Here is a 22,585-nt window from a genome sequence, read left to right on the forward strand (position 1 = left end):
ACCTCTTCTACTGTGACCGCTTCGACACAGGCCATCGTGCAGGCATCCCGTCCGAGTCGACGCCGCCAGCCCCACGGGCGGTCGAGCCTCTGGGTGGGCGGCATCTTCGCCTGGGTGTACGCCGCGCTCCTGATCATCCCCATCTACTACCTGCTCATCAGCTCGGTCAAGGACAACACCGAGATCTTCGGCGACCCGTTCGGGATCCCGCGGCAGTGGCTCTTCGAGAACTACCTCGGCGCCTGGACGAGCGTCGACCTCGGTCAGGCGCTCGTGAACTCCGTGCTCATCACCGCCGTCTCGCTCGTCCTCACCCTCGTGCTCGCGATCCCGGCTGCGTATTCCATCGCCAGGAGTCGCGGTCGGATCGGCGTCATCGTGGAACGGGTGTTCGCCGCAGGGTTCCTCATCCCGCAGTTCGCCGCGCTCGTCCCGACGGTCATCCTCTCCTTCTGGTTGTCGCTCTACGGCACGAAGGAGTTCCTGATGCTCTTCTTCCCGGCCACCGCCCTCCCGATCTCGGTGGTCCTCCTCACGCAGTTCATCCGGGCCATCCCGTACGAACTGGAGGAGAGCGCCCAGATGGACGGGGCGAACCGGTTCTCGATCATCCTGCGACTCATCATCCCGATGGCCGCGCCGGGCATCGTCACGGTGACCATCCTCAACTTCCTCGCGGTCTGGAACGAGTACCTCTTCTCCCTGCTCATCCTCGCGCCGGCGCCCGAGAACCGCACGATCCAGGTCGCGCTGCCGCTGCTCACGAGCCAGCAGAGCCCGCAGTACGGCCAGCTCGCCGCCGGCATCGTGATCACGCTGCTACCGGTTTACTTGGTCTACGCGGTCCTGTATCGACGGATGCAGGACGCCCTCGTGGATGGAGCGCTCAAATGACCGGTGGACCCGACGAACCGACCAAGGCCAGGGTGCGATCCCGGGCACCTCGACCGACGATGCACGACGTGGCGACCGCGGCGGGGGTGTCCGTCGGGGCCGTCTCCTACGCCTTGAACGGACGACCCGGGGTGTCGGAGACGACCCGCGCGAGAGTCCTCGCGATCGCGGCCGAACTCGGATGGGCCGCGAACCAGGCCGCGCGCAGTCTGCGGGGTGGCGGCACCAACACGGTCGGCCTCGTCATCGCGAGACCGGCTGAGACCCTCGGCGTCGAGACCTACTACATGCAGCTCATCGCCGGTCTCGAGGAGACCCTCGCGGCCAACGACTTCGACCTGCTGCTCCGAGTGGTCGCCGACGTCGACGCGGAGGCGCGCATCTACCGGGGATGGGGTGCATCGGAACGCGTCGACGGGATCATCGTCGTCGATCCGCGGACCGAGGACCCCCGCCTCGAGGTCGTCGTCGAGACGGGCCTGCGAGCGGTCGTCCTCGGTGACGCTCCGGACCGACCGGAGGTGTCCTCCGTCGTGGTCGACCACGGAGGGGCCACCGCGGACGCCGTCCGCTACCTGCAGGCCATCGGCCACCGGCGCATCACCCGGGTCGCGGGTCCCGAGCACCTCCGCCACGTCTCGGCACGCGACCGGGCGTTCGAGGACACCGCACACGAACTCGGCGTGGAGTCGTCGATCATCCGGACGGACTTCACCGCCGAGAGCGGTGCGTCGGCGACGCGGAGGATCCTCGCGCGGGCGGACCGCCCGACCGCGGTCATCTACGACAACGACGTGATGGCCGCTGCGGCGCTGCCGGTCGCCGCCGAGTTCTCACTCGCCGTTCCGCACGACCTCAGCATCCTGTCCTGGGAGGACTCGATGCTCTGCCAGCTGGCGACACCGCCGATCACCGCGATCCGGCGAGACGTCCGGGCATTCGGGGCGCTCGTCGCCGAAGCGCTCCTCGACCAGATCCGCACCGGTCGCCCGGTGCGCCTCGACGCCGCCCGCCCCGAACTCCTCCCGCGGGCGTCCACCGCCCCGCGAACCCTTCCGTGACCACGACGTCACGGAAGACGATCCAGAAGGAACCCTCATGAAACGACACTCCGCGAAACTCCCGACCCCGGACGGCGTCGACGCCCTGATCGGCGTCAACTACTGGTCACGCACCGGTGGTCCGCTCATGTGGCGGGACTACGACGGCGAGGTCGTCGCGCAGGAGCTCGAGCAGCTCCGCGCCCACGGCATCACGCACACGCGGAGCTTCCTGTACTGGCCGGACTTCCACCCGGAGCCCGATCGCCTGTCCGAGGAGATGCTCGCCCACTTCGCCGACTTCCTGCAGCGGCACACCGACGCGGGGATGTGGACGATCCCCACCTTCCTCGTCGGGCACATGTCCGCGCAGAACTGGGATCCGGCGTGGCGCGACGGGCGCGACGTCTTCTCCGACGTCTGGTTCGTCGGGCGCCAGGCCTGGTACATCCGCGAGGTGGTCTCCCGCTTCACCGAGCACCCCGCGATCGACGGGTGGCTGCTGACGAACGAGGTGCCGATCTACGCGGACTGGCGTTCACGCGGCATCGACACCATCGACGCCGAGGCGGTCACCGCCTGGGCACAGCTGCTGATCGACGCGGTGCGGGCCGGCGGCGGGACCCAGCCGGTGTCCGTCGGCGAGGGCGCCTGGGGCGTCGAGATCACCGGGAACGACAACGGCTTCCGGGTCCGTGAGCTCGAGCCGCTGATCGACTTCTTCGGTCCGCACGTCTACCGCATGGAGGACGACCCGGTCCGGCAGCACCTCGGAGCCGCCTTCATCTGCGAACTGCTGGACCTCGGCGGCAAGCCCGTCGTCATGGAGGAGTTCGGCGTCACGTCCGACTACGTGGACGACGAGAACGCGGCGCACTACTACCGCCAGGTCCTCCACGCGACTCTGCTCGGCGGCGCCACCGCCTGGATCCCGTGGAACAACGTCGACTACGACGCGTTCTCGGATCGCGAGCCCTACTCACACCACCCGTTCGAGATGCACTTCGGTCTCGTCACCGACCAGGGGGTCCCGAAGGCGCAGCTCCTCGAGGTCCGCGACTTCGCGGCCACCCTCTCGGAGCTCGACTTCCGGGGGCTCGAACGACCTGACACCCGCATCGGCCTGCTCGTGTCCTCGTTCCTCGAGTCGCCCTACGCCTTCACCGCCCGCGAGGACGGCCCGACCGTGTTCCAGGTGTCACGGCAGGCCTACGTCTCCGCCCGCACCGCCGACCTGCCCGTCGGCGTCGTCCGAGAACTGGACGGGCTCCCGGCGGACCTCGACCTCATCATCGTCCCGTCGACGAAGGCGCTCCTCGCACCCACCTGGGCGGAGCTCGAGCGCCGGGCGGCCGCCGGTGCCACCGTGTACGCCTCCTACTTCAACGGTATGCACGCGAATCAGCGCGGATCGTGGTGGCCGAAGCTCGACGACCTGTTCGGTGTCCGCAAACGCCTGCGCTACGGACTCATCGAACCCGTCCTCGACGAGACCGTCACGCTCGAGTTCCAGACGGACTTCGGCGGCATCGCCCGCGGCACCTCCCTCGCCTTCCCCGTCGGAGGCACGGTCGACGGCCGCTCGCACCTGCCCGTCGAACCGGTCGACGCCGAGGTCATCGCGACCGATCGGGACGGTCGGCCGGCGCTGCTCCGACGACGGGTCGGCAGCGGGTCGATGATCCTGTCCACCTACCCGGTCGAGTACTTCGCCTCGGCCGTGCCGCGGGTCAACCCCGAGCCGACCTGGGAGCTCTACGCGGCGCTCGCCGCGGAAGCCGGCGTAACACCGTCGGTCCGGGTCGACGACGCGCTCGTGATGACCGGTGAGATGACCCACCGCGACGGTCGTCGATTCGTCTGGTTCATCAGTCAGAGCGACGAGACCCGCACGGTCGAGCCGGTCTCCGACGGCGGACTGGTGGACCGCGTCGACGGATCCTCCGTCACCACCGTGACCCTGCCACCGTTCGGGGTGGAGATCGTCGAGTACCGGGAGCAGCGCGCATGATCATCGACAAGGCCGAGGTCATCGTCACGAGTCCCGATCGGAACTTCGTGACGTTGAAGCTCACGACCGACGACGGCCTGACCGGCCTGGGGGACGCGACGTTGAACGGGCGCGAGCTGGCGGTGGTGGCGTATCTGTCCGAGCACGTGGTGCCGTTGTTGCTGGGCCGTGATGCGTCGCGGATCGAGGACACGTGGCAGTTCCTGTATCGGTCGGCGTATTGGCGTCGGGGGCCGGTGACGATGGCGGCGATTGCGGCGGTCGATATGGCGTTGTGGGACATCAAGGGCAAGGCTGCGGGCATGCCGGTGTATCAGTTGCTGGGCGGTGCGTCCCGGACGGGGCTGCTCGCCTACGGGCACGCGTCGGGGAAGACGAACGAGGAGCTGTTCGACAGTGTGCGCGAGCATCAGGCGCAGGGGTATCAGGCCATCCGGATCCAGACGGCGGTGCCGGGGTTGCAGTCGATCTACGGCATCGCGTCCAATGCCACCTTCGAGGGCAACACGGGTGTCCGGTACGACCATGAGCCGGCGCAGCGTGGCGGCCTGCCGAACGAGGAGGATTGGGACACGAGGTCGTACCTGCGTCACCTCCCGACGGTGTTCGAGGCGGTGCGGAACGAGTTCGGTCCGGAGCTGCCGTTGTTGCATGACGGGCATCACCGGATGACGCCGATCCAGGCCGCGAAGCTCGGCAAGAGCCTGGAGCCGTACGACCTGTTCTGGTTGGAGGACTGCACGCCGGCGGAGAACCCGGAGGCGTTGCGCCTCGTGCGGCAGCACACGACGACGCCGTTGGCGATCGGTGAGATCTTCAACACGGTCTGGGACTACCAGCAGATCATCCGCGAACAGCTCATCGACTACGTGCGTGGTGCGGTGACGCACATGGGCGGGATCTCGCATCTGAAGAAGACGTTGGACTATGCGGCGCAGTACCAGATCAAGTCGGGCATGCACGGGCCGACGGACATCTCCCCGGTCGGCATGGCGGCCGCGATGCACCTGGGCTTGTCGATCCACAACTTCGGCATCCAGGAGTACATGAAGCACGGAGCGAAGACCGACGCCGTGTTCGAGCAGTCGTACACGTGGGAGGACGGCATGCTCCACCCGGGGGACCAGCCCGGCCTCGGTGTCGAGTTGAACGTGGACGAGGCGGGCAAGTATCCATATCAGCGTGCGTACCTGCCCTACAACCGTCTCGCCGACGGCACCGTCCACGACTGGTGACCCCGGCGACGCCCCGTCAGCGGAGGCCGAGGAGCGCAGCGACGCGGTGGCGCAGTCCTGCCCGGACGAGCCGGGCGTGCTCCCGCGCCGCCGTCCGGGCCTCGTCCACCTGACCGGTGGCGATCGCCTCGAACAGTTGCTCGTGGACGGCGAGCGAGTCCTGGGCCGCTTCGTCGCGGACCAACCTGCCGCCGTATGCGGAGCGCTGCGTCGAGACCAGGGCGCTCTCGATGCCGTCGAGCAGGAAGGAGAGCACCTCGCTGCCGGCCGCGTCGACGAGCGCCGCGTGGAATTCGCCGTTGGCGACGCCGAGGGCGTCGCCGGATTCGGCACTCCGCATCCGATCGAGGGCGGATCGGGCCGAGTCGACCGCGTGCGAGGCCGACGGGGAGGATTGCTCGGCCGCCCGCTGCGCGACGAACTCGTCGAGGAAGTCCCTGATCTGCGCGAGCTCGATCAGACGCTGGGGATCGCGGCGGACCAGGGCGCCGAGCTGGATGCCGAGCACCTCGCTGGTCGGCCGGGTCACCGTGCCGCGGCGCCCACGGCCCAACTCGATGAGCCCTCGGCCGCTCAGGACCTTCAACACCTCTCGGACCGTGGCGCGGCTGATCCCGTAGCGCTCGGAGAGTTCGGATTCGCTCGGGAGCTTCGCGCCGAACTCGAACTCGTCGGCGAGTTCCCGCTGCAAGTCGTCGGCGATGTCCTCGACCCGAGACTCGGTCCCTCCGGTGTGATCCATGCCGTGAAGGTATCAGACAACTTTTGGCCCAAGTGAGTAGCTGGACAAAGGTGTCAGACATCTTTTGGCGTGTTTGGGGCGTCATTCGGCGACTTTTCGGCCAAGCACCTTGATTTAGTCAGGTTACTTAGAGAATCTTCCCGAGAAGTTGCTTGACAACTTTGATCGCTAGGCGGAGGATCGATCCATCAACGACGATGGGAGTCAGGTGTTCGAGTACGTCACATCACTGGGCCGGGTGCGCGGCGAGCGGATCGACACCCCGGACGGCGCGGCGGTCGCGGTCCTCGGGCTCCCGACCGCTCGGGTCGCAGCCCGGTTCCAGCCGGCGGTACGGCCGGACGGTTGGCGCGGTGTCCGCGCAAGCGCTCAAGGCCCGATCGCCTGGCAGGACGCGGCGCGGGCCGGAGGGGCACCGATGAGCGAGGCCGACAGCCTCACAGCGAACGTCTGGCTCCCCGGTGAACGCGTCGACACCCCTCGACCGGTCCTCGTCTGGGTCCACGGCGGCGCGCACCTCTACGGCTCGAACGCGCACCCGCTGTGCGACGGTGCCCGCCTCGCCGCGGCGCACGGGATCATCGTGGTGTCGATCGCGTACCGGCTCGGCGCACTCGGCTCGCTCCGCCTCGACCACCTGCTCGGCCCGGAGTATGTGGACGCCGGCAACCTGGCGCTCCGCGACACGCTCGCCGGCGTCCAGTGGGTGCATGACGAGATCGCGGCCTTCGGGGGCGATCCCGCACGCATCACCGTCATGGGGCAGTCCGCCGGCGGCGTGGCCGTCGCCACGTTGCTCGCCGAGAGCTCCGGCGACTCTCCCTTCCGTCGGGTGATCATCGAGAGCGCGACGGCCGAGCGGGTGCACACGCTCGACGAAGCGGCCGAGGTGACCGATGAACTGCTGGTGGAGCTGGCCGGCTCGGACGCCGACCCTGGCGAGCTGCTGCGCACCGGTCCGGCCGAGCTCGTCGCCGCCCAGGAACGGATGGTCGACCGGTGGCGTGCGACCCGGCGGGGGCCCGGCATCCCCTTCCGGCCCGTCATCGACGGGCGCTTCGTCCACGATGTACCGCTGCGGTCGATCGCAGGCGGCGCCGGCGCCCACATCGACGCGATCATCGGAACGAACCGGAACGAGGCGAGCGGATACGTCGACCTGCTCCGCCTCGCGCCTGCGGAGGCCCTGGCCACGCTCGACCGCGAACTCCAGGCCGACGGTCGAGGCGGAACCGCCGACGCCTATCTGGCTGCCTGCGCTGCGGACGACGGGCGGGTGCTCGATCCGGTCGAGGCGCTGGAATCGTACGTCTCCGACCGGCTCTACCGACGGCCGGTGAGCCGTCTGCTCGACGCGCGTTCCGGTACGGAGGCGAACACCTTCGGCTACCTCTTCGCCTGGAGCCGACCGGACACGCCCACGTGGGCCCGCCGCTCCGGTCATTCGCTCGAGCTGCCGTTCGTGTTCCGACACCTCGACGACAGCGCCGCGGCCAGGGAGGAGCTCGGCGCCGAACCGCCGTTCGAGCTCAGCGAGCGGATGAGCGCGGGATGGGCGGCGTTCGTCGCCGCGGGGGACCCGTCCTCCCCGGATGCCGCGTGGCCGGCGTACGGTCCCGAGCGCTCCACCCGCGTCCTCGACCGTCGGAGCCGGACCGTCCATGACCCCTTCGCCGCCCGTCGGCGTTTCACCGAAGCCTCCCCAGTGCTCACCGCCTGATACCTCGACACAACCGTTCCAGCGACACATCAGCTTCAGAGGAGAAGACAGATGTCACACACGAACCCCCTGCACGACGTCCAGCTCACCCGCCGCACCGCGCTCGGCCTCGGTATCGGCGGTCTCGCCGCCATGGCCCTCGCGGCGTGCTCGTCGGGTGGCGCGAGCACCCAGGCCGCGCGATCCGAGCTCCTGCTGCCCACGTTCCGAGCGCAGCGCGCCGCGGACGCCACCGCCATCGTGAGCCAGGTTGCCGGGGTGCAACCGGTCTACACCTCGTACCCCGCGAGCTACTGGACCAGTGTCGCCGCGGCGCCGGGCCGGGGCGGCGAGTTGAAGACGTTCCAGATGCTCTACTTCTCGCCACCCGCACCACTCGAGTCGAACCCGTTCTGGCAGGAGCTCAACAAGCGGATCAACGCCGACTTCAAGCCGAGCTACGCCTCCGGCGACAACTACGACGCGAAGGTCGCGACGACGCTCGCGGGCGGCACGCTGCCGGACATCATGTACCTCCGAGACGAGGTCCCGGCGGTGCAGCAGGCGATCCAGGCCGGTGCATTCGCCGACCTGTCCGACGCGCTGGGCGGCGACGCCGTCCTCGAGTACCCGAACCTGGCGAACCTCGAGACCCATGCGTGGCGGAACTCGGCGAAGGGCAACCGCATCATGGGCGTCCCGCGCACGAGCCCCCGCGTGACGGCGTGCCCGGTCATCCGCACCGACCTCATGGAGGCGGTCGGTGTGACCGGTCAGCCGGCCGACGCGGCGGCGTTCGCGGACGTCCTGGCGGAGATCGCGAAGCTCGGCGAACACGCCGGCCGTCGCGTGTGGGCGGTCGGTGGCCTCGGCACGGGTCAGATCCAACTGCTGTCGCGCTGGATGTTCGGCGCGGGCGCGGACTGGACGCTCGGCTCCGGCGGCTCGCTCGTCAACACGATCGAGACCGACGAATTCGAGGCGACCATGGAGTACCTGGCCGATCTGTGGAAGCGGAACGTGTTCCACCCCGACGCGATCGCGCTCGGATCCGACTCCCAGCGCAGCAAGGAGAAGCAGCTCTGGCTCGAGGGCCAGATCGCCTTCGAACTCGACGACCCGGCCTGGCTCTCCTCGCAAGGCATGCTGCAGGTCGAGGAGTCGACGAGTGGCGCCCGCGTCGGGTACCTGACCCCGCCCGGCCACGACGGCGGGGACATCGTCGTACAGGCGGGACCGGGCTACGGTGGCTTCGACGGGATCTCCGCCTCCGCGGCCAAGGACCCGAAGCGCCTGGCGGAGCTGCTGCGGTTCCTCGACTGGTGGGCTGCGCCGTTCGGCACCGAGGAGAACCTGTTCATCGGCGGCTCCGGTCTGGAGGGCTACAACTACACCTTCGGGCCGGGCAAGCAGATCGTCTCGACGGGAGACGCGACCGCCCTCGCCAACCTCCAGGGCCTCAAATGGCTGGGCGTCACCGCACCGCCGTACATCATGCTGAACAACGAGAACGCCGGGCGCGCCGACGGGCTCGTCGCGCAGATGGAGTACCTCACGAAGGCCGCCGTCGACAGCCCGGTCGTCGGCCTGACGTCCACCACGCAGACGAGCCGTGGGGCCCAGCTGACCCAGATCAACGACGACTACCGCAACAAGATCGTCTCGGGCAAGCTCTCGGTCTCCGCGATCAAGGACTGGCGGTCCGACTGGCGGAAAGCCGGTGGCGACCAGGTCAAGGCCGATTACCGCAAGCTCCTCGACGAACGGAAGTGACGTCATGACGCAGCTGCAGACCAGGTCGGCGCGCTCCGCCGCCCGCGATCGTCGTCGAGAGGACGCGGCCCGCCGGCACCGCACCCCGCTCGGGACCCGGATGCGTCGCGAGTGGCGGATGTACGCGCTCATCCTGCCCGGGCTCCTGTTCTTCGTGCTCTTCGCCTACGTCCCGATCCTCGGCAACGTCGTCGCCTTCCAGGCGTTCTCGCCGTTCCTGGGGATCGAGGGCTCACCGTGGGTGGGCTTCGACAACTTCGTCCGCATCGTCAGCGACCCGGAGGTCGTTCGGGCAGTGGTCAACACGATCCAGATCGCCGTCCTCCAGATCGTCTTCTCCTTCCCTGCACCGATCCTGCTCGCCCTCCTCCTCAACAGCCTGTTGTCGTCCCGCGTGAAGCGGGTCGTGCAGTCGATCGTCTACCTGCCGCACTTCATCTCCTGGGTGATCGTGATCTCCATCTGGCAGCAGATCCTCGGCGGCGCCGGACCGGTCGCCGGGCTGTTCGAGTCCCTCGGCGTCGACGGCGTGAACATCATGTCGAATCCGGACACCTTCAAGCTCCTCGTGACCTCGCAGGTCATCTGGAAGGACATCGGCTGGGGGACCATCATCTTCTTCGCGGCGATCGCGGCGATCCCGCAGGAACTCTACGAGGCCGCGGCGGTGGACGGCGCGAAGCCGTGGCGGCAGACGTGGCACGTGACCCTGCCGGGGCTCGTCCCGGTGATCTCGCTGCTGCTGGTCCTGACCGTCGGCAACGTGCTGACCGTCGGGTTCGAGCAGCTGCTCCTGCAACAACCGATCGTCGGCGCGGATGCTGCGCAGGTCATCGACACCTTCGTGTACTTCCGAGGCGTGGTCGGAGGCGACTGGGGGATCTCCGCAGCCGCAGGACTCATCAAGGGCGTCATCGGCACGCTCCTCGTGCTGGGCGCGAACCGTCTGGCGAAACGAATGGGAACGGAGGGGGTCCTGTGACCACCATGACAGCACCGGAGACGCCGACGTCGCCGATGGCATCGGAAGCCGCGGGCAGCGCTCGCCCACCGCGGACCAAACGTCGGCGACGCGGTCCCGCGAGCGACCGACCGGCGTGGATGGGGCGCCCCTCCGTCCCCGTTCAGGCGCTCAAAGCCCTCGTCATCGGCTTCATCGTCCTGGTGATGCTGTACCCGTTCGTCTACATCATCGCGATGAGCTTCGCCTCGAAGGACGCGCAGACGAGCGGCTTCCTGCCGACCTCGTTCTCGCTGGACGCGTATCAGGCGATCCTCGCCGGCGACATCGTCACGCGTTCGCTGCTCATCTCGGCCTTCGTGACGATCGTCGGGACGGCGCTCTCGCTCACCTGCACCGTGATGTTGGCCTACGGGCTCAGCCGCACCAGGCAGGTCCCCGGCTCGCGTGCGATCCTGCTCCTCGTCGTGTTCACCATGTTCTTCGGTGCCGGGATCATCCCCAACTACCTGCTGATGAAGAACCTCGGCCTGTTGAACACCCTGTGGTCGCTCATCCTCCCTGGCCTGATCTCGGCGTTCAACATGGTGGTCGTGCGCAACTTCTTCATGAGCATCCCGGCGAGTCTCATCGAGTCCGCGCGCATCGACGGCGCGAGCGACTTCCGGATCCTCTGGAAGATCGTCCTGCCACTGTCGCGCCCCGTGCTCGCGGTCGTCGGGCTCTTCGCCGCCGTCGGGTACTGGAACAGCTACTTCAGTGCGCTGCTCTACATCAACGACTCGAGCCTGTGGCCGGTGCAGGTCGTGCTGAACCAGTACGTCATCCAGGGGTCCGTCCTCACCGACATCATCGGTTCGGACGTCCCGACACCACCGTCCCAGTCGGTGCAGATGGCGGTCGTGGTCCTCGCGACCCTGCCGATCCTGATCGTCTACCCGTTCATCCAGCGCCACTTCACGAAGGGCATGCTGACCGGCGCGATCAAGGGGTGATTCCCTGATCCGACTCCGAACGGACCGCGACGCCCCGGACCCTCCTGGTCCGGGGCGTCGTCTCGTGGTGTGCTGTAGCCGTGCGCCTCAGTCGATGGGGTCGAGTCGTCCCGGCCGGACGACGACCCACAGGATGACGATCGCGGCGAGCTGGCCGACCACCATGACCGCGGCCACGGGTGCGGCGCTCGTCACCCCGATGAATCCGGCGATCGGGGTGGCGAGCGCGCCGAAGCCCTGCCGGGTGGCGTTCAGGAGACTCGCCGCGGTGCCGGCGTCGCCGCCGTGGCGGGCGAGCGCGAGGGTCTGGATGCAGGGGGTGTTCACACCGAGGAAGAAGGTGAACGCCCAGAGGAACACCATGATGCTCACGAGCGGCCCGACGGGCAGGAGCCCGATCAGGAGCAGCCCGATGGCGGAGAGCCCGAGACCGGCGGTGGACAGCATGACGATGCGGCGAGGTTCGATGCGATGGGCGATGCGGACCCCGAGTTGCGTGCCGAGGAGCATCATGAGCGCGTGCGAGGCGAAGACGAGACCGTACTGCAGTTCGCTGAGCCCGTAGACCCGTTGGAACAGGAACGAGGACGCCGCGAGATAGCTGTACATGCCGGCCCACGCCAGTGAGGTCACGAGCACGAGCCCGACGAAGGGCCGGTCGGAGCCCACCCGCCGCATCGCCGAGGCGCGGGCGCGCAGTCCTCCGGGGTGCCGACGTTCCGGCGGGAGCGTCTCGCCGATGAGGACGAGCACGAGCAGCCCGATGGCGAGTCCGTATCCGGCGAGGGAGGCGAAGACGCCCCGCCACTCCATGACCTCCAGCAACAGCGACCCGAACAGTGGCCCGACGGCGATGGCCATCCCCGAAATGAGCGACATCGACGCCAGCATGCGCATCATCGACAACCCGGAGTAGAGGTCGCGCACGATGGCGAGCGCGATGACGCCCGTCGCGGCCGACGCCGCGCCCTGGAGCACGCGAGCGGCCACCAACATCTCGACCGAGGGCGCGAGGGCGCAGGCGATCGAGGCGGCGACGTGGACGACGGTGGCGATGAGCATCGGCTGGCGCCGACCGACTGCGTCGCTCCAGGGGCCGGCGAAGAACTGTCCGAAGACCATGCCGATCATGGCGCCCGTGAAGGTGAACTGGATCGACCCCTCCGAGACGCCGAACGTGCCCGCGATCTGCGGGAAGGCCGGCAGGTAGATGTCGATCGTGAAGGTGCTGAGTGTCTGCAGCAGTCCCAGCGCGATGACGTACGCGATCCGTCGGCGTGCGAAGTCGTCGGCCGCCGGTGCCGCGTCGCCCGCGCTCATCGCCGGTGTCCCGTCGAGGACACCGGTCGGATCGCGCGGCTCATGCGGTCGCTTCGCGGGCGGTGAACCCGAGTGGGTCCCGGAGGAGCGCGGCGAACGCGACGTCGCTCGCCCCCGCGAGGAGCTGGCTCTCGCCGAGCCGCGGTTCGACGAGGCGGGCCGGGCTGCGCAGCGCGGAGATGGTCTCGTCCGAGAGTCGCCGTCGGATCGCGCCGTCGCCCTGGGCGAGCAGCAGACCGAAGAAGCCGCCCATGACGACGATCTCGGGGTCGTAGATGTTGGTGATGACCCGGATCGCGGTCGCGACGTACTCCAGCTGCCGGTCGAGGGCGCCGGCGGTCCGGGCGGCGGATCCCTCGGCGAGCGCGGCACGGAGGTCCGCGAGCGCGACCGAGGCGGCACCGGTGGCCGCGGCGATGGCGTGCGAGGAGACGACGGTCGTGAGACAGCCGACGTTGCCGCAACTGCACACCGGTCCGTCGGGGGCGACGAGCAGATGGCCGAGGCGGGCGACGCCGCCGTTCGCGCCTTGCAGGATCCGGCCGTCGACGAGAGCCGCCGCCCCGATCCCGCCGGGGCCGCCGTAGAGGTAGACAGCGTCGTCGGTGTCACGGGCCGCGCCCCAGTGTCGTTCAGCGGCGAGCCCGACGGCGGCGTCGAAGGCGACCCGGGAGGGGATACCGGTCGCGTCCTGCAACAGCGAGGCGAACGGCACGTTCCGCCACCGCAGGTGCGGCGCGTAGACCACGTCTTCACCGGTCTTGTCGACGCGGCCCGGGGTGGCAGCGCAGAGCGCGACCAGGCGGGAGTCCGGTAGGGCCGCGTGCAGCTCGCCGACGGCTTCGGCGGTCATCACGGCGGCCTCGTTCGGGGTGACCACCCGCTCGCTCGGACGGAAGGTCTGCGCGACGATCCGCCCGCCGAGGGCGCAGAGGGCCACTCGGACCCCGTCGACGTCGGGGTTCACGGACACCGCGAGGAACCGATCCGTGGGGACGACGACGGGGGAGGGGCGCCCGACCCGGGTCGCCGGGGGAGCGGCCTCCTGGCGGACGACGCCGGCGAGTTCGAGGTCGGAGATGACGGTCGCCACCGACGAGCGGGAGAGACCGGTGCGCCTGGTGATCTCCGCTCTGGAGAGGCCACCGTCGCCGTGGACGAGTGCGAGGACGGCGGACACGTTCCGCCGTCGGATGTCCTCGAGGGTGTGCCCGGAGGGGGTTCCGATGCTCATGGGGTCCTCTCGACGGGGTTCCTCCGCGACCGATGCGGAGCGAGCTGATAAGTTCTAGTCTTGCACAAATGCAACGCGATCGAGGAGACCGGCATGCACAACGTACTCATTCTTCGTGGCGAGGGGCGCTACGCCGATCCCTGGCACGACTTCGCGGCGACGTCGGGCCGCGTGGCCGATCTCGCCCGAGAGGAGGGGCTCGGGGTCCGGGTGAGTGGTGCGGTGGAGGAGGAGCTGGCATCACTCGACGATGTCGACCTCCTCGTCCTCATGGTCGGCAATCCCACACGGCACGGACTGGAGTCGTCAACCTTCGCGGCGGCGCAGGAGGGGTTCGAGGCCTACGCGCGCGGCGGAGGGTCGATCTGGTCGCACCACGTCTCAGCCACGTCGTTCCCCCACATGCCGGCGTGGGAGCGGGTGATCGGCGGTCGGTGGGTCGGTGGTGTCTCGATGCATCCCGAGATCGGCCAGGCTGCCATCGAGGTGCCCGACACCGGGCATCCGATCACGCGGGGTCTCGGCGACTTCACCGTCTGGGATGAGCGCTACACGCACCTCCGGATCTCCGACGCCGTCCGGCCGCTCGCCTTCCACGAGCACGAGGGCGTCCGTCATCCGGTGTTGTGGACGCACCGCCCGGGTCCCGCCCGCGTCGTCTACGACGCACTGGGTCACGACATCCGTTCGTTCGACTCGCCCGAACGACAGATCCTCCTGCAGCGCAGCCTCGGCTGGCTGCTCGACGGTGATGCCACGGGAATGACGGCCTAAGTTTGTCCAAGTCTTGAACATAAGCTACTGTTCCTGACAGCAGCACCGGCTGTAGCGACGACCGGTGCACCACCGAAGGATTACGAGGAGGTAATTCCATGAAGCGATCAGCCGTCTGGATCACCGCAGCTGTCGTCGGGGCCCTGGCCCTCGGCGGATGCTCCGCCGGGAGCGACAGCGAGGCACCCGCCGAGAGCGGCCCGGTGACGCTCACCTGGTGGACCTGGTGGGCCGGCGCCCCCGGCATCGCGGACGCCTGGAACGCGGAACACCCGGACATCCAGGTCAAGGTCACCAACGTCGGGGGTGGCACCGATCAGTTCACCAAACTCAACGCCGCCGTGCGGGCCGGGGAGGGCCCGGACCTCGCGCTCGCCGAGTACCAGTGGCTCCCCTCGTACATCTCGAGCGGCGTCGCCGCAGACATCAGCGAGTACGTGGACGGCATCGAGGACCAGTACAGTCCTGCCGTCTGGAACCTCGTCCATCTCGGTGACGACGGGGTCTACGGGGTCCCGCTCGACCAGGCGCCGATGCTGCTCATGTACCGCGCCGACCTCTTCGAGCAGTACGGGCTCTCCGTGCCCACTACCTGGGACGAGTTCGCCGACACCGCCAGGGCGTCGAAACAGGCCGCTCCGGATGCGGTCCTCGCGAACTTCCCGACCAGTGATGCCGGCTGGCTCGCCGGGCTCACCGCCCAAGCCGGCGGCGACTGGTGGTCACTCGACGACGGCTCCTGGTCCGTCGACATCGACGGCGCGGCACCGACGAAGGTGGCCGACTACTGGGACGGACTCGTCGGCGAGGGCGTCGTCTCGGCCGGCGCGAGCGGGACGCCGGAGTTCAACGCGCAACTGAACTCTGGCAAGATCCTCACCCAGGTCATCGGGTCCTGGGGCGCGACCGGATCCTCGGTGAAGACCGGCGCGCCGGACACCATCGGGAAGTGGCGGATCGCTCCGCTGCCGTCATGGACCGACGACGACCCGGGCGTCGGGTTCCAGGGCGGCTCGTCGAGCCTCGTCACGACGACGTCGAAGCACCCGAAGCAGGCGGCCGAGTTCCTCGCCTGGTTGGGTTCCACCGCGGAGGGGCAGGGCGTCATGATCGAGCAGGGCGGCAACTTCCCGGCCTCCGCACCCGGCCTCGACGTCTACGCGAGCATCCCGCAGCCGGCCGACAAGGCGGCCGCCGGACAGGAGGACTTCCACGACATCCTGCTCGACGTCGCCGCCGACACCACGGACGTGACCTGGGGGCCGAACACGACGGTCGCCTTCAGCGCCTACACGGATCAGGTCGGGAAGGCCATCCAGGCCGGTCGCCCCCTCGCCGATGCACTCGCAGCCGTGCAGCAGACGGTCCGCGCGGACCTCGAGAAGTCGGGATTCGACGTCGAATGAACACCACACCGCTCATGAGAGCCACGAGCGCGTCACCTCCGGTTCCGGACCATGGCCGGGTCAGGACGCCTCGTCACCGGGTCCCGGCACCGATCGCCCCGTACCTGTTCCTCCTCCCGGCCATCGTGCTCTTCCTCCTGTTCCTCGTCGCGCCCATCGGCTACGCCGTCGTGCTGAGCCTGTTCGGGCAACGGGTCCCGGCCGGATCCGGGGGCTACGGGGCTCGCGAGCAGACCTTCGTCGGCCTCGACAACTACGTCACCTCACTCACGGACCCCGAGTTCGTCGCCAGTGTGGGTCGCCTCGGTCTCTACGCGGTGATCGTCATCCCGTGCACCCTCGGCATCGCTCTGCTGTTCGCGCTCCTCCTCGACCTCCCCGGCATCCGTGGCGCGCGGATCTGGCGGACCGGCATCCTGCTGCCCTACGCCATCCCCGGCGTCATCGCGGCGATGATGTGGGGCTTCCTCTACCTGCCGTCGACCAGCCCGGTGAACGCGGTGCTCACCGGCGTCGGACTACCCGCGGTCGAACCGCTCGCCTCCGGTTCGGTCATCGCCGCCCTTGCGAACATCAGCGTCTGGGGGTCGCTCGGCTTCAACATGGTCATCATGTTCACCGCGCTGCGAGCCGTCCCCGCCGAGGTCTACGAGGCCGCCCGCATCGACGGCTGTTCCGAGTTCGACATCGCGGTGCGGATCAAGATCCCGCTCATCGCGCCGTCACTCGTCCTCACCTCGCTGTTCGCCCTCATCGGGACGCTCCAGGCCTACGCCGAACCGACCGCGCTCCGCCCGCTCACCGACACCATCAGCTCCACCTTCTTCCCGCTGATGAAGGTCAACACGGATGCCTTCACCAACGACAACATCAACGGCGCAGCGGCGACCGCGGTCATCATCGCCGGGTTCACCCTCGCGGCCTCGGCCATCCTGCTGCGTGTGACCCGGGATCGGAGCGACGCCTCATGACCACCGCCACCCTCCGCGCCGGGGCGACGGCTCCTGGCGCCGCCGTGCCGAGACGACCCCGCCGCGGACCGCTCATCCCGACCGTCATCCTGATCATGGGCGCCGCGTACTGCCTCTCCCCGCTCGTCTGGGTCGTCATGGCCTCGACGAAGTCGCCACAGGAGCTCTTCTCCACTTTCACCCTGGCGCCCGGGACCGGCTTCCTCTCCAACCTCGAGAAGCTGTTCACCATGCAGAACGGCGTCTTCCTCTCGTGGATCGGCAACACGATCGTGTACTCGCTCGGCGGTTCCGTGCTGTGCGTGCTCGTGTCTGCGCTCGCCGGGTACGCGCTGGCGAAGTTCCGATTCCCAGGGCGCGACACGATGTTCCGGATCCTCCTCGGTGGGGTGCTCATCCCCGGGATCGCGTTGGCGATCCCGCAGTACTTCGTGATGGCTGGCCTCGGTCTCACGAACACATACTGGGCGGTGCTCCTGCCGATGGTGATCAGCCCGTTCAGCATCTTCCTCTGTCGGGTCTACGCCACCTCCTCGGTGTCGTCCGACCTTCTCGAGGCGGCCAGGATCGACGGGGCGGGGGAGTTCTCGATCTTCCGGCGGATCGCGCTCCCGATCATGGTGCCCGGGCTCGTGACCGTCTTCCTCCTGCACTTCATCGGCACCTGGAACAACTTCCTCCTGCCGTACCTGATGCTGTCCAACGAACGGCTCTACCCGCTGACCCTGGGGCTCTTCACCCTGCTGAGCACCGGGGACGGGAAGGAGCTGTTGTACACGACGGCCATCGTCGGCGCGTTCGTGTCGCTCATCCCGCTCGTCGCACTCATGCTGTTCCTGCAGCGGTTCTGGAAGCTCGACCTCATCAGCGGTGGATTGAAAGGATGACCATGACGGAGCGGATCTCGGCCCTCGTCGAGCAACGGCCCCTCGGTGACACGGGTGTGACGGTGAGCCCGATCATCGCGGGTGCCGCAGGCTGGCGTCGTCGGGAGGACGGCTCGGGCTCGTCACCGGAGGAGAGCCTCGAGCTCGCCGCCGCGATGGCGGGCGACGGCGTCGTGACCACGATCGACACGGCCAACAACTACGGCTTCGGCGACAGCGAGCGGCGCATCGCCCAGGTGCTCGCCCGGCTCGGTGACGAGGCCGGACGGCTCCGGGTGCAGACGAAGGCGGACCGCGAGCCGGGGACCGACGACTTCTCCGCACCGCAGATGCGTCGGTCGCTCGAACAGAGCATGGAACGGCTCGGCGTCGACCACCTCCCGATGGTGTACCTGCACGATCCCGAGAACACCACCTGGGAGCTCGCGATGGCCGACGACGGCCCGGTCGCCGCGCTCGTGGCGGCGCGCGAGGAAGGCCTGATCGGCGCGCTCGGGATATCCGGCGGTCCGGCCGAGCTGCTCGCGCGGTTCGTCGGCACCGGCCACTTCCAGTCCGTGATCACACACAACCGGTTCACGCTCGTCGACCGGTCGGCGGATGCGCTGCTCACGTTGGCCGCCGAGGCGGGGCTCGGTGTCCTGAACGCCGCGCCCTACGGCGGAGGCCTGCTCACCAGTTGGCCCGTGCGGACCACGCGGTACGCCTACGGCACCGCCCCCGAGGCGATGCTCCGAGCCGTCGATCGGATCGGCCGCGTGTGCGACGAGGCAGGAGTGCCACTCGCCGCCGCCGCGCTGCAGTGGTCGCTCCGCGACCCGCGTATCACCGGGACGATCGTCGGCATGGAACGGCTCGAGGATTACACGCGCACGCTCGACCTCGCCGCCGTGCCCATCGACGACAGCCTGTGGGCGGCCATCGAGGCGGTCGAGCTCGACGTCTCCACCTGGCAGGACACCCCGCGCGGCTGACGGGCCGGACGCTCAGCGCCGCTGTGCCGGTGTCACCGCGCCTCAGCGGGTGAGCGCCGGACCGTGCCCCGGGGCGATCGTGCCCTGCAGGACGAGTGACGCGGCACCGATGGCGGCCGCGTCGCGCGGGTTGGCGGAGAGCTCGACCACGATCGGGTGTGCCCGGCGGGCGAAGAACCGTTCCTCGAGGCGTTCCCTGATGGCGCGGGCGTAGAGCGAACCGGCGACCGCCATGCCGGGGCCGGCGAGGACGAGTCGGTCGAGGTCGAGCAGATTCGCGAGCGTCACCGTGGCTGCGGCGACCCGGTCGGCCGAGAACCGGATGAGGTCGAGCGCCACCTCGTGACCGCTGACGGCCGCCCGGGCGAGCTGGTCGAAGTCACGGCTGAGCGTCTCCGGTGCGAAGCCGAGACCCAGGCCGTCGAGACGGTCCCGCACCGCTTCGGCGGTGGCCATCACGGCCGCCGGTGCCGCGTACCGTTCCAGACAACCGCGGTTGCCGCAGTGGCAGGGGACACCGTCGACCTCGATGCTGATGTGACCGAGTTCACCCGCGTTCGAACTCGAACCGCGGTAGAGCGCACCGCCCAGCACCATACCGGCGCCGATGCCGGTGCCCATGTAGACGCAGGCGAACGACTCCGTCCGCGAGACCTGGCGGCTCCAGAACTCGCCGACGGCCGCGGCGGCGGCGTCGTTGTCGACGACCACCGGCACGTCGAGGTTCTCCTGCAACGCCTGCTGCAGGGGGAAGTCGTCCCAGCGGACCAGCGTCGGTGGCCCGAGCAGCACCCCGCCGAGCTGGGCGATCGGCCCGGGTGCGACGACCGCGACCCCGGCTATCGACGGCGCCGCGAGCCCGACCCCGGCGACGAAGTCGCGGTAGAGCGTCACGAGGCGATCGGTCACCTGCTCCGGCGTGGCCGATCCCGCGCCGTCGACGAGCTGCCGGCCGACCACGCCACCACGGACGTCGGTGGCGACGAGCGTGATCGACTCGAACCCGAGCTGCACGCCGATCCCGTACTTCGCACTCGCGTTGATCTCGAGGAGGGTCCGCGGTTTCCCGCCTCGGGGTGCTGCGCGGCCGGTCTCGCGGACGAGCCCGTCCTCGATGAGTCGACGCACGATGTTGGAGATCGACGGTTGGGTCAGGCCGGTCGCCTCGGTGAGCTCCGTGCGGCTGATCGTGCCGGCCGAGCGGATGAGGTCGACGATGAGTGCCTGGCTACCGGGGCCCGACTGCACGGACTCGCGTCTGGCCATCTGTCCCTCCCGGCGATCGTCGAGCGCGTAATGTGAGGGCCACACGACCACTCCTCACGAAAGGCCGCGTCCCGATGGGTCTCGACGCCGAACAGACTATCGCGCAGCCCCGGCCGATCGGCCTCACGCTGTTCCGTGCCTCGGAGATCTACGGGGCTGAGCCGTTCTACCACGAGCTCATCGCGGGCATCGATCGCGTGGTCCGCCCGCATGGCCTGTCGGTGCTGCTGCGCGTCCTGCCGACGCGCGAAGAGGAGCTGCTGCAGCTCGGACGCTGGCAGCGGGACGGCACGGTGAGCGCCGTCATCCTCGTGGACCTCATCGACGACGACGAGCGGGTCGCCTTCGTCGAGCGCTCGGGCATCCCCGCGATCGTGATCGGCGCACCGACGACGGCCCAGGGGCTGCCGGCCGTCTGGACCAACGACGCGGTCACGATGCACGAGGCCGTCGACCACCTCGTCTCCCTCGGGCACCGGCGGCTCGCGCACGTCACCGGTCCGCGCGAACTCACCCACACGCTCTCGCGCATGGAGGCGTTCACCCTCGCCTCCGACCTGCCCGACGTGGACACCGTCTCGATCGGCGGCGACTACTCCCGGGCGTCCGGTGTCCAGGCCATGCAGGCGCTGCTCGCACGGGACCCGCGACCGACGGCGGTCGTCTTCGACAGCGACGTCATGGCGCTCGGCGGCTTGCAGGCCGTGCAGGAGGCCGGATTGCGCGTCCCCGACGACCTGTCGATCGTCGCGTGGGACGACTCGTCGCAGTGCCAGCTGTCCGACCCGCCGATGTCGGCGCTCAGTCACGACGTGCAACGCATCGGCGAGATGGCGGGCGAGGAGCTGCTCGAGCTGTTGGCGGGTCGCCCAGGCGCCACCCGGGAAGCGCCGCACGCCGTGGTCATCGAGCGCTCCACTTCGGGTCCCGTCCCCGTCGCCTGAGGCTTCGAGGGTGACCGGCGGGCGGATTTCCTGTGATCGATTTGTTATATAAATTAATAATGTTTACTCTTGACGGGTGCTGGACGGCAGACGATGCTGGACAGCGAGCGAGGAGGCGACCCGGCCCTTCGCCCCCACGAACGAAGGAGTTCCCATGTCCCGGAGACCGATCATCGGCCTCGCCGCGACGGCTGCCGCCGCGGTACTCGTCCTCAGCGGTTGCTCCGGCGGTGCCGCCAACGACGACGGCAAGCCGAACGGTGAGATCACCGTCCTCACCAACCGCACCGACCTCGTCGACACCACCTTCAAGGACTACGCGAAGGAGTTCGAGAAGCAGTACCCCGGCACCACGGTCAAGTTCGAAGCCCTGACCGACTACGAGGGCGACGCCAAGATCCGCCTCAACTCGAAGGACTACGGCGACGTGCTCCTCATCCCGTCCTCGAACGTCACGAAGGACCAGTACGCCAACTTCTTCGAGCCGCTCGGCAGCACCGAGGAGCAATCCAAGACCTACCGCTTCGCGAACGAGGCCTCCTTCGACGGGACGGCCTACGGCGTCTCGACCTTCGGGTCCGCCATGGGCTACGTCTTCAACCGCGACGTCTGGACGAAGGCCGGCATCACCGAGCCCCCGGCAACCGAGGAGGAGTACCTGGCCGCGCTCGAGAAGATCAAGGCCACCGGTTCGATCCCGTACTACACGAACTACAAGGACGGCTGGCCGCTCGCGACGCTCGAGGGCAACCTCGGAGCGGTGCAGGGCCCGAAGGTCCGCACCGAGATGATCGCGACCGACAGCCCGTGGACCGAGGGCAACGACCAGTACAACATCGACGGCCTCCTCTTCGACACCGTCGCCGCCGGTCTGAGCGAACCCGACCCCACCACCACGAACTGGGAGGAGTCGAAGAACCTCCTCGCCTCCGGTGAGATCAGTTCGATGGTCCTCGGCTCGTGGGCCGTCTCGCAGATGCAGGACGCCGCAGAGAAGGCCGGCGAGTCCCGCGACGTCATCGGCTTCTGGCCGATGCCGTGGAAGACCGACGAGGGCTTCACCTCCGTCACCGCCTCCGACAAGTTCCTGGCGGTCAGCAAGTACTCGAAGAACAAGGCGACCGCGAAGGCGTGGATCGACTGGTTCACGAACGAGTCCGGCTTCGCCGCCAGCCAGGGTGCGATCAGCCCGGTCATCAGCGACCCGGCACCCGACTCGCTGTCCGACTTCGCCGACCTCGGTGTCACCTACCTGGAGCTCGCTCCCGACCCGGTCGGCAAGGAGGCCGTGATCAACGACATCGCGAACGCCGCCGAGATCGACCTCTTCGGCAACACCTACCGCCAGAAGCTCATCGACATCGCCCGCGGCGCCGCCGACGGCGACAAGGAGAGCGCCTTCGCCGACCTGAACGAGCGCTGGGCGGCAGCCCGCGCCGACGTCGCCGAGTAGCACCCG

General features: G+C 68.9%; 19 protein-coding genes. 15 read left to right on the forward strand and 4 right to left on the reverse strand.

Annotation, left to right across the window (positions count from 1 at the left end; all coding sequences use genetic code 11):
- The first annotated feature begins 12 nt into the window (after positions 1-12).
- From A4X17_RS12235 to manD, 4 genes are read left to right on the forward strand one after another with little or no spacing between them, the layout of a single operon-like run.
- The gene (locus tag A4X17_RS12235) at positions 13-894 is read left to right on the forward strand and encodes a carbohydrate ABC transporter permease (RefSeq protein WP_217634989.1); all 882 of its coding nucleotides are present in this window, start codon (positions 13-15) and stop codon (positions 892-894) included.
- Entirely contained in the window at positions 891-1,955 is a 1,065-nt protein-coding gene (locus A4X17_RS12240) for a LacI family DNA-binding transcriptional regulator (RefSeq protein ID WP_064295943.1), read from the forward strand. Before A4X17_RS12235 ends, A4X17_RS12240 begins: the two co-directional genes overlap by 4 nt.
- 37 nt (positions 1,956-1,992) lie before the next feature.
- Positions 1,993-3,945: a cellulase family glycosylhydrolase gene (locus tag A4X17_RS12245; protein ID WP_064295944.1), complete on the forward strand. Its 1,953-nt coding sequence runs from the start codon at positions 1,993-1,995 to the stop codon at positions 3,943-3,945.
- Positions 3,942-5,180: a D-mannonate dehydratase ManD gene (gene manD / locus A4X17_RS12250; protein WP_064295945.1), complete on the forward strand. Its 1,239-nt coding sequence runs from the start codon at positions 3,942-3,944 to the stop codon at positions 5,178-5,180. Before A4X17_RS12245 ends, manD begins: the two co-directional genes overlap by 4 nt.
- A gap of 16 nt (positions 5,181-5,196) precedes the next feature.
- On the opposite strand, the gene A4X17_RS12255 is transcribed toward manD, so the two are convergent.
- Positions 5,197-5,922: a FadR/GntR family transcriptional regulator gene (locus tag A4X17_RS12255; protein ID WP_064295946.1), complete on the reverse strand. Its 726-nt coding sequence runs from the start codon at positions 5,920-5,922 to the stop codon at positions 5,197-5,199.
- Positions 5,923-6,130: 208 nt separating this feature from the next.
- Between A4X17_RS12255 and A4X17_RS12260 the strand changes: the two genes are divergently transcribed.
- The 4 genes from A4X17_RS12260 to A4X17_RS12275 are packed head-to-tail and all read left to right on the forward strand — an operon-like array spanning position 6,131 to position 11,350.
- Positions 6,131-7,642 carry a carboxylesterase/lipase family protein gene (locus A4X17_RS12260; protein WP_064295947.1) on the forward strand — a complete coding sequence of 504 codons (1,512 nt, stop codon included), beginning with the start codon at positions 6,131-6,133 and terminating at the stop codon, positions 7,640-7,642.
- 51 nt (positions 7,643-7,693) lie between these two features.
- Positions 7,694-9,394 (forward strand): extracellular solute-binding protein, encoded by a 1,701-nt coding sequence (locus A4X17_RS12265; protein ID WP_064295948.1) that lies wholly within the window; start codon positions 7,694-7,696, stop codon positions 9,392-9,394.
- A gap of 4 nt (positions 9,395-9,398) precedes the next feature.
- Positions 9,399-10,376 carry a sugar ABC transporter permease gene (locus A4X17_RS12270; RefSeq protein WP_064295949.1) on the forward strand — a complete coding sequence of 326 codons (978 nt, stop codon included), beginning with the start codon at positions 9,399-9,401 and terminating at the stop codon, positions 10,374-10,376.
- Between the two features lie 5 nt (positions 10,377-10,381).
- A complete protein-coding gene (locus tag A4X17_RS12275; RefSeq protein WP_079003796.1) occupies positions 10,382-11,350 on the forward strand; it encodes a carbohydrate ABC transporter permease in 969 nt (322 codons plus the stop codon).
- A gap of 87 nt (positions 11,351-11,437) precedes the next feature.
- Here the strand turns inward: A4X17_RS12275 and A4X17_RS12280 are convergent, their stop codons facing one another.
- Both A4X17_RS12280 and A4X17_RS12285 read right to left on the reverse strand, forming a co-directional pair.
- Positions 11,438-12,670 (reverse strand): multidrug effflux MFS transporter, encoded by a 1,233-nt coding sequence (locus A4X17_RS12280; protein WP_064295950.1) that lies wholly within the window; start codon positions 12,668-12,670, stop codon positions 11,438-11,440.
- A 40-nt stretch (positions 12,671-12,710) separates the two neighbouring features.
- Positions 12,711-13,904, reverse strand: a complete 1,194-nt coding sequence (locus A4X17_RS12285; RefSeq protein WP_064295951.1) for an ROK family transcriptional regulator — start codon at positions 13,902-13,904, stop codon at positions 12,711-12,713.
- 93 nt (positions 13,905-13,997) lie between these two features.
- On the opposite strand from A4X17_RS12285, the gene A4X17_RS12290 reads away from it, so the two are divergent.
- The 5 genes from A4X17_RS12290 (at position 13,998) to A4X17_RS12310 (ending at position 18,916) form a co-directional block, all read left to right on the forward strand.
- Positions 13,998-14,678 (forward strand): ThuA domain-containing protein, encoded by a 681-nt coding sequence (locus tag A4X17_RS12290; RefSeq protein ID WP_064295952.1) that lies wholly within the window; start codon positions 13,998-14,000, stop codon positions 14,676-14,678.
- A 98-nt stretch (positions 14,679-14,776) separates the two neighbouring features.
- Positions 14,777-16,084, forward strand: coding sequence for an extracellular solute-binding protein (locus A4X17_RS12295; RefSeq protein WP_064295953.1), 1,308 nt, complete (start codon positions 14,777-14,779; stop codon positions 16,082-16,084).
- A 14-nt stretch (positions 16,085-16,098) separates the two neighbouring features.
- The gene (locus A4X17_RS12300) at positions 16,099-17,055 is read left to right on the forward strand and encodes a carbohydrate ABC transporter permease (RefSeq protein WP_064296001.1); all 957 of its coding nucleotides are present in this window, start codon (positions 16,099-16,101) and stop codon (positions 17,053-17,055) included.
- Entirely contained in the window at positions 17,052-17,942 is an 891-nt protein-coding gene (locus A4X17_RS12305) for a carbohydrate ABC transporter permease (RefSeq protein WP_064295954.1), read from the forward strand. Before A4X17_RS12300 ends, A4X17_RS12305 begins: the two co-directional genes overlap by 4 nt.
- Positions 17,943-17,944: 2 nt before the next feature.
- A complete protein-coding gene (locus tag A4X17_RS12310; protein ID WP_064295955.1) occupies positions 17,945-18,916 on the forward strand; it encodes an aldo/keto reductase in 972 nt (323 codons plus the stop codon).
- Between the two features lie 42 nt (positions 18,917-18,958).
- Here A4X17_RS12310 and A4X17_RS12315 read toward each other — a convergent pair whose 3' ends face one another.
- Positions 18,959-20,182: an ROK family transcriptional regulator gene (locus A4X17_RS12315; RefSeq protein WP_197479074.1), complete on the reverse strand. Its 1,224-nt coding sequence runs from the start codon at positions 20,180-20,182 to the stop codon at positions 18,959-18,961.
- 74 nt (positions 20,183-20,256) lie between these two features.
- On the opposite strand from A4X17_RS12315, the gene A4X17_RS12320 reads away from it, so the two are divergent.
- Both A4X17_RS12320 and A4X17_RS12325 read left to right on the forward strand, forming a co-directional pair.
- A complete protein-coding gene (locus A4X17_RS12320; protein ID WP_157583492.1) occupies positions 20,257-21,126 on the forward strand; it encodes a LacI family DNA-binding transcriptional regulator in 870 nt (289 codons plus the stop codon).
- A 154-nt stretch (positions 21,127-21,280) separates the two neighbouring features.
- On the forward strand, positions 21,281-22,579 hold the full coding sequence (locus A4X17_RS12325) for an ABC transporter substrate-binding protein (protein WP_064295956.1): 1,299 nt from the start codon (positions 21,281-21,283) through the stop codon (positions 22,577-22,579).
- The last annotated feature ends 6 nt before the right edge of the window (positions 22,580-22,585 follow it).

Source organism: Plantibacter sp. H53 (assembly GCF_001650455.1).
Classification (GTDB): Bacteria; Actinomycetota; Actinomycetes; order Actinomycetales; family Microbacteriaceae; genus Plantibacter; species Plantibacter flavus_A.